The following is a 12,468-nucleotide window of genomic DNA, read 5'->3' on the forward strand; positions in this document are numbered from 1 at the left end:
CAATGACCCAAACCGCCAGCGCCCCGCACCGGGGCGGATTGCCCTTTGCACTGGGTGCCTATTTCCTGTGGGGCGTGCTGCCGCTCTATCTGGTCCTGCTGAACGCGGTGAACCCGTATCGGCTGGTGGCGTGGCGCGTGCTGTGGACGGTGCCGATCTGCTTCGTCGTGCTGGTCGCGATGCGCAAACTGGGCAGCGTTACGACGGCATTGCGCGATCGACGGGCGGTGTTCATGCTGTTGGTCAGCGCGGTGCTGATCTCGATCAACTGGGTCGTCTACATCGTCGCAGTGCAGGCCGGGCATTTCTATGCGGCCAGCCTTGGTTATTACATCAACCCGCTGGTTAATGTGCTGCTCGGCACGGTTTTCCTGAAAGAGCGCCTCTCGCGGTTGCAGTGGATTGCCGTTGCGGTGGCCGCCGCCGGGATCGCGGTGCTGGTGGTGGAGGCTACGGCAAGCCTTGCGATCAGCCTGACGCTGCCACTGTCCTTCGCGCTCTACGGCTTGGTGCGCAAAAAGGTCGCGGTCGATTCCTTGCCCGGTTTGACGGTTGAGGCGCTGTTGCTGGCCATCCCCGCCGCCTTGCTCTTGCTGATCGTGCCCGAAGGCCCGGCGGATTTCGGGTATAGCCTGAATGTGTCGCTTCTGCTGATCGGCGCGGGCGGGATGACGGCGGTGCCGCTGCTGCTGTTCGCGGTGGCGGCGCGGCGGATGACCTATTCGGCGCTGGGCTTCGTGCAGTTCCTTGCGCCGTCGATGGTCTTCCTGCTCGGCCTGTTCTGGTTTGGCGAAGAGCTCAAGGCGGCGCAACTGTTCTGCTTCGTCCTGATCTGGACGGCAGTCGTGCTGTTCTGCGTCGATATCGTTGCGCGCGGGCGCAAGCGGCGCCCGGTGGATCCGATCTAGGCCCGATCCGGTCTAAAGCGCGCCCGCAAAGCGCAAGGGTTCGCCTTGCGCCGCTTCGCCAAGCTGCCCGTCCCACATCGCGGTGTGTCCGCGAATGATCGTGCCCACGACCCGACCCTTCAGTTCCATGCCCGTGAATGGCGACCAGCCGCAGCGCGAGGCGAGCCATTCATCGGTAACGGTGAAATTGCCCTTGCGATCGACGATGGTGAAATCGGCGTCGTATCCGGCAGCGATGCGCCCTTTGCCGACCAGCCCGAAAATGCGCTGCACGCCAGAACTGGTCATGTCGATCAGCCGCTCCAGCGTCATACGCCCTTCCAGCACGTGGTTCAGCATCAGCGGCAACAAAGTCTGCACGCCCGGCATTCCGCTGGGGCTGTTCGGATAGGGCTTGGCCTTTTCCTCCGCCGTGTGCGGCGCATGGTCCGATCCGATCACGTCGGGCACACCCTGCTGCAGCCAGTGCCACAGCCCGTCGACGTGCGCCTTGCTGCGGATCGGCGGGTTCATCTGCGCGTGAGAGCCAAGACGCGGATAGGCGTCCTCTGCGTTCAGGGTCAGGTGCTGCGGCGTAACTTCGCAGGTCGCTACATCGCGGTGCTGCGAAATGACCTCCAGCTCTGCCGGTGTGGTCACGTGCAGAATATGGATCGGCCGCTTCGCCTCTCGCGCAAGACGCAGGATGCGGCGGGTGGCGAGCATGGCGGATTCGTCGTCGCGCCACACCGGATGGCTCGACGGATCGTTCTCTACGCGCAGGTCCTTGCGCGCGTTCATCCGCTCCTCGTCCTCGGCATGGATGGCCACGCGGCGGCGGCCCGAAGCCAGCACGCGGGCAAGTTTCTCGTCCTCTGCAACCAGCAGGCTGCCGGTACTGGCCCCCATGAATATCTTCACGCCAGCGGTGCCGGGAATACGCTCCAGCTCGGCAAGGTTTTCGGCATTTTCCGCCGTCGCGCCGACGTAGAACGCATGATCGCACCACATTCGGTGATGCGCGCGCTTCAGCTTGTCATGCACGCGATCTGCGGTGTCGGTATTCGGATTGGTGTTCGGCATCTCGAACACGGCGGTAATCCCGCCCAGCACCGCCGCGCGGCTGCCGCTTTCAAGGTCTTCCTTGTGCTCCAGACCCGGTTCGCGAAAGTGAACCTGGCTGTCGATCACGCCCGGCAATACGTCCAGCCCGGTCACGTCCACCTTGCGAATACCGGGATAATGCCCAACTCCCACAATACGGCCATTGGCCACGGCGACATCGGCTTGCACGGAACCTGACGGCGTGTGGACGGTGCCACCGCTCAGGACCCACTCGGGGGTGATGGGCGTTTCGGTCATGGCGCATGCTCTACGCGGCAAGGCCCGGTTTGGCAAAGGGGTCCGACAGGGCTTTATGAAACGGAAATGGGAAACGGATCGGATATGAATGAAACCGGCAATGCATCGCGCCTTTGCGACAGGGCGGTGATCCGGCTTTCGGGCGCGGAAGGCGGTGGCGGGGAAGACGTCGCGGCGTTCCTGCAGGGCCTTGTCACCAACGATGTCACCGGCATCCTTCCGGTCTGGTCCGCATTGCTCAGCCCACAGGGCAAGGCGCTGTTCGATTTCTTCGTCTGGCCCGCGCAAGACGCGATGCTGATCGATTGCGAAGCCGCCCATGCCGATGAACTGGTCCGAAAGCTGTCGCTTTATCGCCTGCGCCGCCCGATCCAGATTGCGGTCGACCCGTCGGTTGCGGTCCACTGGCACGGTCATCGTGGCGACGGCGGCTCCGACGATCCGCGCCTTGCGGCCATCGGCCAGCGATGGCTGGCGGCGGTCGTTCCCTCCGACGAAGCAGACTGCGCCGACGCCGCCTATCGCGCACATCGGCTCGAACTGGGCGTGCCTGAGGGGCGCGAGGAACTGGGTTTCGACAAGCTGCTCTGGCTCGAATGCAACGCCGTCGAACTGCACGGCGTCAGCTTCAAGAAGGGCTGCTTCATCGGGCAGGAAAACACCGCCCGGATGAACTGGCGCCAGAAGGTGAACCGGCGGCTGGCAGTCGTGCCATTGTCAAAGTCCGATCCGGCGCGGCAACAGGTCGCCTATCCCGATCTGGACGTCGCGGTCGACCATCTGCGCATCGCCGATGCCGATCCATCGCTGTTTCCCGCATGGCTCGGCCCCGTAGGCCAGCCGCAGGACTAACGGACGGACGCTTCCTCTTTCGCTTGCTCATTTCGGGGCAAGAGGTCGCGCAATTGGCGCGACGCCATCTCGCGCACATGTTCGCGGCGGAAGTCGAGCGACTGGGCCAGCGCCCCGCCGATCATCGCATCGCCCAGCGCCTGCAAGACCAACGACATCGTCGCCTCGCGCACGCGTTGCCAATCCTCACCCTCCGGCCCGATCTTGTCGACCAGATCGTGGATCGCTTCGAAAATCGGGTCGAGCGCGTCTTCGTTGCCCGACAGGGTCATCCAGCTGGCCAGCGCCCCCGCGCCTTCCTTGCCAAAGGCGTCGAACACCAGATCGACGACATCGCGTGCACTGCCAAGCCCGGCACGGCGCGCCTGAACCGCCTCGCCAATGGTTTCGCAGATGGTGGAGCCCAGATGCCCGGCCAGCGCCTTTTGCAATCCCGCAGCGCTGCCGAAATGGTGTAGGACGTTGGAATGTGTACGCCCCATTCGCGCCGCCACGGCCTTCAAAGTCACCGCCTGCGGGCCGCTTTCGATCAGCAGTTCACGCGCGGCGGCCAACGCGACGCGGCGGCTGTCTTCCGGGTTGAGACGCTTCCTTGTTGACATACCTGTCAGTTAACTCCACCCTCATATTTGCGATGTTGCGTAGCACAATCAAACGGTCGCCGCTACTTGCTGCGCGAAATGCTGCATGCGCGAATGCTGCACGCCCAAAGCTTATCGTGCGTGACAGGCGCTTTGATCGAACAAAAACAACGCGTCGCTGGTGGTTGAATAATGACCCTTATGCGACAGCGATCTTCAATTCGCTATCGATAAGCTTTCCGCGCGGCGAGGCATTCTTCATCGAATCGGTCCGTGCCTTTCGCGACGATGCGCCGGATCAGCTAGCGGCCCAGATTCGCGCTTTTGCGGGGCAGGAAGTCAACCACAGCCGAGAGCATCTGGCCTTCAATCGGGCGGTGTCGGCTGCCGGATACCAATTGGCCCACCTCGACTCCGTCGTTGCCGAAGTACTGGCCGAAGCGCGCGACAGGCCGCCCATCGCCAACCTTGCCGCGACGATGGCGCTCGAACATTTTACCGCCATGTTCGCACATGTCCTGCTGAGCGATCCGCGCCAACTGGCCGGGGCCGATCCGGAAATGACCGCCTTGTGGCGCTGGCATTCGACCGAAGAGATCGAACATAAGGCCGTCGCCTATGACACGTGGTTGCACGCGACGCGCGACTGGCCGCGCGGCAAACGCTGGCGGATCAAGGCAATCACCATGCTCATCGCATCGCGCAAATTCGTGACGCTGCGCTATCGCGGCGCGATCGAGTTGCTGCGGCAAGACGGGATCACCGGCTGGCGCGCGCACCGGGGCGTGTTGCGCTACGTCTGGTTGTCACCCGGCCCGCTGCGCAAGATCGTACCGCACTGGCTCGCCTATTTCCTGCCGGGTTTCCACCCGTGGAATCGTGACGACAGCGCCCTGATCGAACAGGCGTCGGACTAGGCGGCGACCAGCACCGGCGGAAGCGCATTTGGCGGCGGCAATTGCGCAGCCAGTAGCGCCAGCGAATCCTCCGCCTCTGCAAACAGACCAAGATGCCGCCACGACGGTGCCAGCCACAGGCGCGGCTGCCACTCATGGCGCGCGGCCTCGAATCCCGCCGTGCCGATCACCTTCGCACCATGTGCATCAGGCCCCCTCACACCAGGCATAGTCACGACCAGCCCGCCGACTGGGCTATCGCTCGCCCGCAGAGGATCGTGCCGCGACGGCACGGCCAGTCGCGCCAGCGTGGCCCGGTCTTCGGGCCATGCGGGGCGGACGAACAGGTTCTCGCTACGAATGAACACGTCACTCTCCTTGGCGCACCGCCGCACCCTATGGCACGAAAGCGTTGCAGGTTCGTGGCAGGCCCGGTCCGAATTATTCCGCCCCGGATTCTGCCAATTGCGGGAGAGCAAATGAAAAAGGGAGACGGGCTGTGGCCCCTCTCCCTTTCTGGCCGGTCAGAAGGACCGGCGGGGCCATCCCATCGGGACGGCCCTGTATCGACCGTCCGTTATTCCGCGGCTTCCGCCATCGCGTCTACCGACACGAACTTGCGGCCAAGCTTGCCGTCGTGAAAGCGCACGCGACCGTCGGTCAGCGCGAACAGCGTGTGATCGCGGCCAATGCCGACGTTGCTGCCCGGATAGAACTTCGTGCCGCGCTGGCGGACGAGGATGTTGCCACCGATGACCGCTTCGCCACCGAACTTCTTTACGCCAAGGCGGCGGCCGATCGAATCGCGACCGTTGCGCGACGAACCGCCTGCTTTTTTATGTGCCATGGTCTTCTACTCCGAATCTGCTCAGGCGGCTCAGGCCGCGTCTTCCGTCTTGTCTTCGGCCTTCTTCTTCGGCGCGGCCTTCTTGGCTGCTCCGACCGAAGTGATGCGCAGCAGGGTCATCTGCTGGCGGTGGCCGTTCTTGCGACGATAGTTGTGGCGGCGGCGCTTTTTGAAAACGATCACCTTTTCCGACTTCGCCTGGGCGATGATCTCGGCCGAAACCGTAACCTTGCTGGCGTCTTCCAGCTTGTCGCCTTCTCCGGCAAGCAGGATGTCGCCCAGCGTGATCGTGTCGCCGGCTTCACCCGCCAGCTTCTCGACCGCGATCTTGTCTCCTTCGGCAACGCGATACTGCTTGCCGCCCGTGCGCACGATTGCGAACATTGTTCACCTGTCTGTTCTGCCGCGATGCCACGACCCGACGACGTTGCGCCGATGTTGTATCCGTGCCGATCTGCGGACGATTATCCCGACAGGGCGCGAAAACGCACCCATGTCGAATGGAGCGCTGCCCGTTAATCGAGAAGCCCCGCGCTGTCAACGCGCGATTGCCCAATGCGGGCCGATCACGCGCGACACGCAAAGTGGGTGCTGGCAGCACGAATGCAAGCTGCTATGCGGGATAGATGGTTCGCATCCAAGCCCTGATCGCCCCCGCCGCGTTATTCGCTCTATCGGCCTGCGCTTCCGACACATCGCGCTATCCGTCGCTGGCGATTCGCGATGCGGAGCGGATGAGCGGCAGCGCCGCCCCCGCGGAACCCGACGTGACGCCGCCACCAGTGCCCGCACAGCCGCCCGCCGATCTGGCCGGTCGCCTTGCTGCGATTGCCGATGCCGCGTCTAAATCGCACGCCACCTTCACCGAACGCGCCAGGATCGCCCGCGCCAAGGCGACCCGCGCCGAACCCGGCACGCTGGCGTGGTCCGATGCAGAGGTCGCACTATCCAGCCTCGAATCCGCGCGTAGCGATACGATGTTCGCGCTGGCCGATCTCGATTCGATGCTAGCCACCGGCGCGGTCGATCAGGCCGAGACCGGGGTTCCGGCGGGTCTGCCGCAGATCTTGGAATTGCGCGATCGGGTAGCGGGATTGGTCGCCGCAGAGGACGCGGTGCTGGCCGAAGTCCGCGGCCGCTAGTGCGGCTTCTAATCAGGTGGGAGCACCTGATGCATCGGAAAACGCGGCAAAACACAACTTAGAGCGGCGGATCTGATGCGATCAGGACGGAACCCGCTCTAGGGTACGTCTGCCCAGCGCGACAGGTCTTCGTGATCGACGCTGCGCGGTTCGATCCATGCCCAGCCATCGGCGGTCTTCTCCCGCTTCCAGAACCAGGCCTTGCTCTTCAGGTGATCCATCAGGAAATCCGCCGCCTGGAACGAATCTCGCCGATGCCGCGCGGCACAAGCGACCAGTACGATGGGATCGCCCGGCACCATCACGCCGACGCGGTGAATCACCAGCACACCAAGCAGCGGCCAGCGCGCCTCTGCCCGCATGGCAAGGTTTTCCATCCCCGGCAGGGTCAGCGGGCCGAAATGGCGCAGCTCCAGCGCCTCGACCGGATCGCCCGCCTCTGCCCGGACTTGGCCGGTAAAGCTGACAATTCCGCCTGCTTCCTCACGCCCTTGCGAAAAGCGGCGCAGTTCCTCGTGCGGATCGAACGCCTCGAACGCAAGGCGGACAGTGCGCATCAGCCGCCGCTGACCGGAGGCAGGAAGGCGAGTTCGTTGCCGTTCGCCGCACGCAAGGCGGCCTGCTCCACCAGTTCGCCATTCAGTGCCACGCGCACTTCGGGCGCGCAGATCGCCACCGCAAGTTCGGGCTTAAGCCGTTCGGCAATCTCGGCCAAAGTCGCGGGTGCGGCCATGTCGAGCGCCACGCTCTCCTCACCAGCAACGTCTTCGAGCCGGCCCAGAAACAATAGCGTCAGCATCAGCCGCCCGTGACGGACATATGGCGCGGCAGCGCGGGGGCCTCACCCTTTTCGCGAATTGCGAAGTGATGGCGTTCGGGCTTGATCGCCATCGCCAGGTTCAGCGCGGCGGACAGCGCGGTGTCGGGATCGGGCGAACGCACGGCGGCGCGCAGGTCCACCTGCTCACGACCGCCAAGGCAGGCGTAGAGTTGACCGGTCGCGGTCACGCGTACCCGGTTGCACCCTTCGCAGAAATTCCCGGTCAGCGGCGTGATGAAACCCAACCGCCCGCCGGTTTCGGCAACATCGACATAACGCGCAGGTCCGCCGCTGGTGTGCCCATTCGCGGTCAGCGTCCAGCGTTTCTCCAGTTCATCGCGCACGGCGGTCAACGGCAGGTAATGGTCGATGCGGTCGCCATCAACCTCGCCCAGCGGCATGACCTCGATCAGGGTCACATCGTGCCCTTCGCCATGCGCCCATGCGATCAGGTCGGGCAGTTCGCCCTCGTTCACACCCTTCAGCGCGACGGCGTTGATCTTGACCTTCAGCCCGGCCTCTTTCGCGGCGGCGATCCCGTTCAGCACGTCGGTCAGCCGGTCGCGGCGCGAGAGTTCGGCAAACCGCGCCGGGTCCAGCGTATCGAGCGAGACATTGATCCGCCGCACGCCCGATGCGCGCAAATCGTCGGCAAATTCGGTCAGCCGCGTGCCGTTGGTGGTCAGCGTCAGTTCTTCCAGATGCCCCTGTCCGTCGTTGGCGCCGACCTTGCGACCCAGCGCGCGCACCAGATCCATCATGTCACGCCGCACCAACGGTTCGCCGCCGGTCAAACGGATCTTGGTCACGCCGCGCTCTATGAAGGCAAGCGAGATGCGATGCAGTTCTTCCAGCGTCAGCACCTCGGCGCGCGGCAGGAACTGCATCCGCTCGGGCATGCAATACTGGCACCGCAAGTCGCAGCGATCCGTCACCGACAGGCGCAGATAGCTGACGCGGCGCTGAAAACCGTCGACGAGCAAGGATGGTGTTGATGTCATGTGCCGCAATCGTGCCAGATCAACCGGCGATGAGCAATTGCCCTGTCACGCCTTCGTTGGCGGAGAGGAACGCGATGGTGGCTTCCATCTTCGCATCGTGGGCGCCGGACGCGGGCGCAACGGCATTCACCCGCAGTGGCGCATATTTGCGGGCCAATGCGCCGATGGCCTCTTTCCGCCAGCGATGCGGCTTTTCCTCGGCATGGTCGAACCGGACGGTCACCGATTCGCCGTCCCCCAGTGCAGCCTCTATCGCTGGCAGGAATTCGACATGAAAGCGCGTGGCCGCGGCCAGCGGATCCGCGCCGCCAAGCCAAACCTGAACCACGCGGCACGCCATCAGCGGCGGTTCCGGACCAGCGTGATGCCGATCTTCTCATCCGCCTCGGCAATGGCCAGCTTCACGATCTTCACCGATACGCGGCGCACCTTGTCGTCCTGGAGGAACAGCGTTTCGCAGATGTGATCCGCCACCGCCTCGATCAGCTTGAAATGCACACCTTTAGGAAGTGCCTCGGTCGCGGCGAACTTCAGGTCCATGTAGTTCTTGCTGGCCGATAGCGGCGTATCGGCGTCGAACCGGTCGGCCACAACGTAATCGACAGCGATGGAAATGCGCAGGGGCTGCGGCTTGCCGGTCTCTTCCGAATAGATCCCGGTCAGCACGTCGACGACCATATCGTCGAACTCAAGAGTCAGGCTGTCGGTCATGCTGCGGTTCCACTGTTGACCCAGCGCGCGAAAATCGCGGTGGGCAGGATGCGGGGATTAGCGCCCTCTTCCCGCACCGCAAGTTCGCCGTGTTCGATCCGGCCCGGCAGACTCTCGAACTTTTCGGCGAGCAAGCCCGCGAGGCTGAGCGAGCTCATCCGCACCGCATAGGCAGTCAGGAAAAGGAAGCGCGAGTTGCCGTCGAGCAACTGGCGGCAGTCACCGACCAGGCCGGGCAGCCCCTCTTCGATGCGCCAGACCTCTCCGCCCGGTCCCCGCCCGAATTTCGGCGGGTCGAGGATGATGCCGTCATAGCGCCGCTCGCGCCGCACCTCTCGCGCCGTGAACTTGACCGCATCGTCGATCAGCCAGCGGATCGGCGCGTCTTCCATACCGGACAGCGCAGCATTCTCTCGCGCCTGTGCCACCGATTTCTTGCTGGCATCGACGTGCGTCACCCGGCCTCTGCGGGCGAGGCTGAGACTGCCGACGCCGGTATAGCCGAACAGGTTGAGCGATTGCGGATCGTCCAGCCCGGCAAGCTGCGCATCCATCCAGCTCCACACCGGCGCCATGTCGGGGAAGAAGCCAAGATGCCGGAATGGCGTACACTGCGCAGTGAAATTCACCTCGTTCCAGCCAAGCGGCCAGCCTTCGCGCGGCACTGCGTTGTCGAAATGCCAGCGCCCACCGCCATCCTCGTCGCTGGCGGGAATGAATTCCCCGTCAGCACGCCAGTCGGACAGGCGCGGCGACCACATCGCCTGCGGTTCGGGACGGATGAAGCGATAGGGGCCGTAGGCCTCCAGCTTGCGCCCTTCACCGCTGTCAAGCAGCCGATATCCGTCCCAGCCCTCGCCGGTAAGCAGGATCGGGGTCTCGACCAGCGCGGCCATGTTTACAGCGGGCTTTCGGTCGCCCGTCCCGCGACATAGGCCGCGACCGCCTCGTACGTGCCGTCCAGCTCGTCGTAGCGTTCTTCGCGTTCGAACAAGTCGCCCACGCGCGGCGGCAATGCCGGCGTTTCGCCGATGGCCTTCTCAACCGCCGGAGCGAACTTGGCGGGATGCGCAGTAGCCAGCGTCACCATCGGTACGCCAGCGGGCAATTTCGTGTTCAGCGCCGCGTGCAGGCCGATCGCGGTGTGCGGATCGATCACCTCGGCGCAATTGTCCCATGCCCAGCGCATCGCGTCGGCAGTCTGCGCGGCGTCGGCGCGGGCCGAAGTGAACAGCGCCGCCGCCCCGTCGCGCTGAGCATTGGTCAGCTGCATCGCCTTCGACGCTTCGAACCCGCGCATCTGGTCGGCCAGCGCGATCCCGTCGCGCCCGCCCGCATCGAACAGCAGGCGTTCGAAGTTCGACGACACCTGAATATCCATCGATGGCGCATCGGTCGGCGTGACGCCATGCGCCGAATAGTCGCCGGTCGAGAGCGCCCGGTGCAGGATGTCATTGACGTTGGTGGCAACGACCAGCTTCTCGATCGGCAGGCCCATTTTGGCCGCGACGTACCCGGCGAAGACATCGCCGAAGTTCCCGGTCGGCACGCTGAAGGCGACCTTGCGAGCGGGCGCGCCGAGTTGCACGGCGGCGGCGAAGTAATAGACCACTTGCGCCATCAGGCGGGCCCAGTTGATCGAGTTCACCGCGCTGATGCGGAACCGGTCGGTCATCGCGGTGTCCGCAAACATCCGCTTCACCATCGCCTGCGCATCGTCGAAGCTGGCATCCTTGACGGCGATATTATGGACGTTCGGCGCGATCACGCTGGTCATCTGGCGGCGCTGCACATCGGACACGCGGCCCTTGGGGTGCAGCATGAAGATGTCGATCTTATCCCGCCCCGCCACGGCGTCGATCGCGGCGCTGCCGGTGTCGCCACTGGTCGCACCGACGATCGTCAGATGCTGGCCGCTGTCCTTCAGGAATTCCTCGAACAACAGGCCGAGCAATTGTAGCGCCACATCTTTGAACGCCAGCGTCGGGCCGTGGAACAGTTCGAGCAGCCACTGCGTCTCATCGAACTGCTTCAACGGCGTCACCGCCTTGTGCGCGAAACGGCCGTAGGCTTGTGTCGTCAGTTCGAGCAGACGGTCCGGCGCAATCGAAGCACCGACGAACGGCTGCATGACTTTCGCCGCCAGTTCGGCATAGGGCAAACCGGCCATCGCCGCGATCTCGTCGGCGGAAAAGCTCGGCCAGCTACGCGGCACGTAGAGCCCGCCATCGCCCGCCAGCCCAGCCAGCGTTACTCCGCGAAAATCGAGCGCCGGTGCGCTACCCCGTGTCGAAACATAGTCCATGGCCCGCGCGCCTAGTCCGCCTTGTGCCCCTGCGCAACCCGTCGCCGCAGCGCGATGCCATAGATGATCAGCGCGGTGCCTGCGAAGAAGAACCACTGCATGGCATAGGCGAAGTGGTTGTTGGGTATGTCGCGCGGATCGGGGGCGGCATTCGCCTCCAGCCCGGCGAGCGGCGGATCGGCCACAAGGCGCAGCGAATCGCCATAGGGTGCGATGCGGCCCTTGGCGCTGCCGCCACTGAACGTGATTGGCTCGGGACTGCGGCTCCACCCCAACTGGATCGCCGCCGGATCGGCATTTGGTGTCATGCAGGAAACGATGTGCACCCAGCCCGATTCCCCCTCTGCGTTACGTCCGGCGATCCCGTTCAATTTCACATCGGTTGCGCATGTGACCGAGGAGCGGCGAAAGTACGCCGTTTCAAAACGGTCAGCATCGGTCGGCCATGCGATGGGCGTGTCGTTATCCAGCGCCGCGGCGTACTGCGTCAGCAACGCCTCTTTCCAGTGCAGCCGTTGCAATTGCCACACGCCCAGCCCGATCATCGTCGCAACCGCAGCGATGACCACGATGGTCGCGACCACGGGAATCCGGCGTTTCGCCTGAATGGTGCTCACTGGTCGGCGCGGGGATCGTCGCGGCGCGTGCCGTCGGTTTCCAGGCTGCCCGCCTCATAGGCATCGCGCCGGTATTCGACGATCAGCAGAGCGCCCTTGGCGATGCGCAGGCCGTATACGACCATCGCCGCGGTCAGCGGCACCCAGATAAGGGCATGAACCCAGAAAGGCGGATGCACCGCCTGATCGAACAGGATCGCAAAAAGCGCCAGCACCGCACCGATGGCCAGCGTCAGGAATGCCGCCGGACCGTCACCGACGTTGAACCGCGCATAGTTCAGACCGCATTGGCCGCACTTGTCGGCGAAGTTGACCAACCCTGCGAACATCGTGCGAGAGCCGCAGCGCGGGCATTTCCCTAGCGCAGCGGCCTTCATTACCGAGGCGGCGGCGGGCACCTCTGGCAGGCCCCCGCCTTCCCTTTCCGGCGTATCGCTCATCAATGTC

General features: G+C 64.4%; 18 protein-coding genes. 4 read left to right on the forward strand and 14 right to left on the reverse strand.

Annotation, left to right across the window (positions count from 1 at the left end):
- Window positions 1-2 precede the first annotated feature (2 nt).
- On the forward strand, window positions 3-908 hold the full coding sequence (rarD, locus tag AB433_RS12105) for an EamA family transporter RarD (protein WP_047821259.1): 906 nt from the start codon (window positions 3-5) through the stop codon (window positions 906-908).
- A 12-nt stretch (window positions 909-920) separates the two neighbouring features.
- On the opposite strand, the gene AB433_RS12110 is transcribed toward rarD, so the two are convergent.
- A complete protein-coding gene (locus AB433_RS12110; RefSeq protein ID WP_047821261.1) occupies window positions 921-2,249 on the reverse strand; it encodes a dihydroorotase in 1,329 nt (442 codons plus the stop codon).
- Window positions 2,250-2,315: 66 nt separating this feature from the next.
- Between AB433_RS12110 and ygfZ the strand changes: the two genes are divergently transcribed.
- The gene (ygfZ, locus tag AB433_RS12115; RefSeq protein ID WP_245626657.1) at window positions 2,316-3,101 is read left to right on the forward strand and encodes a CAF17-like 4Fe-4S cluster assembly/insertion protein YgfZ; all 786 of its coding nucleotides are present in this window, start codon (window positions 2,316-2,318) and stop codon (window positions 3,099-3,101) included.
- Here the strand turns inward: ygfZ and AB433_RS12120 are convergent.
- Entirely contained in the window at window positions 3,098-3,703 is a 606-nt protein-coding gene (locus AB433_RS12120) for a TetR family transcriptional regulator (protein WP_047821264.1), read from the reverse strand. The genes ygfZ and AB433_RS12120 overlap by 4 nt on opposite strands.
- Window positions 3,704-3,735: 32 nt before the next feature.
- On the opposite strand from AB433_RS12120, the gene AB433_RS12125 reads away from it, so the two are divergent.
- Window positions 3,736-4,599: a metal-dependent hydrolase gene (locus AB433_RS12125; protein ID WP_082134914.1), complete on the forward strand. Its 864-nt coding sequence runs from the start codon at window positions 3,736-3,738 to the stop codon at window positions 4,597-4,599.
- On the opposite strand, the gene AB433_RS12130 is transcribed toward AB433_RS12125, so the two are convergent.
- The 3 genes from AB433_RS12130 to rplU form a co-directional block, all read right to left on the reverse strand.
- Window positions 4,596-4,946 carry a hypothetical protein gene (locus tag AB433_RS12130; RefSeq protein WP_156170804.1) on the reverse strand — a complete coding sequence of 117 codons (351 nt, stop codon included), beginning with the start codon at window positions 4,944-4,946 and terminating at the stop codon, window positions 4,596-4,598. The genes AB433_RS12125 and AB433_RS12130 overlap by 4 nt on opposite strands.
- Before the next feature lie 209 nt (window positions 4,947-5,155).
- On the reverse strand, window positions 5,156-5,425 hold the full coding sequence (rpmA, locus tag AB433_RS12135; RefSeq protein WP_047821268.1) for a 50S ribosomal protein L27: 270 nt from the start codon (window positions 5,423-5,425) through the stop codon (window positions 5,156-5,158).
- Window positions 5,426-5,455: 30 nt separating this feature from the next.
- The gene (rplU, locus tag AB433_RS12140; RefSeq protein WP_047821270.1) at window positions 5,456-5,809 is read right to left on the reverse strand and encodes a 50S ribosomal protein L21; all 354 of its coding nucleotides are present in this window, start codon (window positions 5,807-5,809) and stop codon (window positions 5,456-5,458) included.
- Between the two features lie 242 nt (window positions 5,810-6,051).
- Between rplU and AB433_RS12145 the strand changes: the two genes are divergently transcribed.
- Entirely contained in the window at window positions 6,052-6,567 is a 516-nt protein-coding gene (locus AB433_RS12145) for a hypothetical protein (protein WP_047821272.1), read from the forward strand.
- Window positions 6,568-6,665: 98 nt separating this feature from the next.
- On the opposite strand, the gene AB433_RS12150 is transcribed toward AB433_RS12145, so the two are convergent.
- The 9 genes from AB433_RS12150 to AB433_RS12190 are packed head-to-tail and all read right to left on the reverse strand — an operon-like array spanning window position 6,666 to window position 12,461.
- The gene (locus tag AB433_RS12150) at window positions 6,666-7,124 is read right to left on the reverse strand and encodes a molybdenum cofactor biosynthesis protein MoaE (protein ID WP_047821275.1); all 459 of its coding nucleotides are present in this window, start codon (window positions 7,122-7,124) and stop codon (window positions 6,666-6,668) included.
- Window positions 7,124-7,366: a MoaD/ThiS family protein gene (locus AB433_RS12155; RefSeq protein WP_047821277.1), complete on the reverse strand. Its 243-nt coding sequence runs from the start codon at window positions 7,364-7,366 to the stop codon at window positions 7,124-7,126. Before AB433_RS12155 ends, AB433_RS12150 begins: the two co-directional genes overlap by 1 nt.
- Window positions 7,366-8,388, reverse strand: a complete 1,023-nt coding sequence (gene moaA, locus AB433_RS12160) for a GTP 3',8-cyclase MoaA (protein ID WP_047821279.1) — start codon at window positions 8,386-8,388, stop codon at window positions 7,366-7,368. Before moaA ends, AB433_RS12155 begins: the two co-directional genes overlap by 1 nt.
- Window positions 8,389-8,407: 19 nt before the next feature.
- The gene (locus tag AB433_RS12165; protein WP_047821281.1) at window positions 8,408-8,728 is read right to left on the reverse strand and encodes a Rossmann fold domain-containing protein; all 321 of its coding nucleotides are present in this window, start codon (window positions 8,726-8,728) and stop codon (window positions 8,408-8,410) included.
- A complete protein-coding gene (locus AB433_RS12170; RefSeq protein ID WP_047821284.1) occupies window positions 8,728-9,099 on the reverse strand; it encodes a dihydroneopterin aldolase in 372 nt (123 codons plus the stop codon). The genes AB433_RS12165 and AB433_RS12170 overlap by 1 nt, the downstream gene beginning before the upstream one ends.
- Window positions 9,096-9,995 carry a class I SAM-dependent methyltransferase gene (locus AB433_RS12175; RefSeq protein ID WP_047821286.1) on the reverse strand — a complete coding sequence of 300 codons (900 nt, stop codon included), beginning with the start codon at window positions 9,993-9,995 and terminating at the stop codon, window positions 9,096-9,098. The genes AB433_RS12170 and AB433_RS12175 overlap by 4 nt, the downstream gene beginning before the upstream one ends.
- A 2-nt stretch (window positions 9,996-9,997) precedes the next feature.
- Window positions 9,998-11,404 (reverse strand): threonine synthase, encoded by a 1,407-nt coding sequence (gene thrC / locus AB433_RS12180; protein ID WP_047821288.1) that lies wholly within the window; start codon window positions 11,402-11,404, stop codon window positions 9,998-10,000.
- Window positions 11,405-11,415: 11 nt separating this feature from the next.
- The gene (locus AB433_RS12185) at window positions 11,416-12,021 is read right to left on the reverse strand and encodes an SURF1 family protein (protein WP_311735590.1); all 606 of its coding nucleotides are present in this window, start codon (window positions 12,019-12,021) and stop codon (window positions 11,416-11,418) included.
- On the reverse strand, window positions 12,018-12,461 hold the full coding sequence (locus AB433_RS12190) for a DUF983 domain-containing protein (RefSeq protein WP_047821290.1): 444 nt from the start codon (window positions 12,459-12,461) through the stop codon (window positions 12,018-12,020). The genes AB433_RS12185 and AB433_RS12190 overlap by 4 nt, the downstream gene beginning before the upstream one ends.
- Window positions 12,462-12,468 lie beyond the last annotated feature (7 nt).

This window comes from Croceicoccus naphthovorans (assembly GCF_001028705.1).
Taxonomy (GTDB): Bacteria; Pseudomonadota; Alphaproteobacteria; order Sphingomonadales; family Sphingomonadaceae; genus Croceicoccus; species Croceicoccus naphthovorans.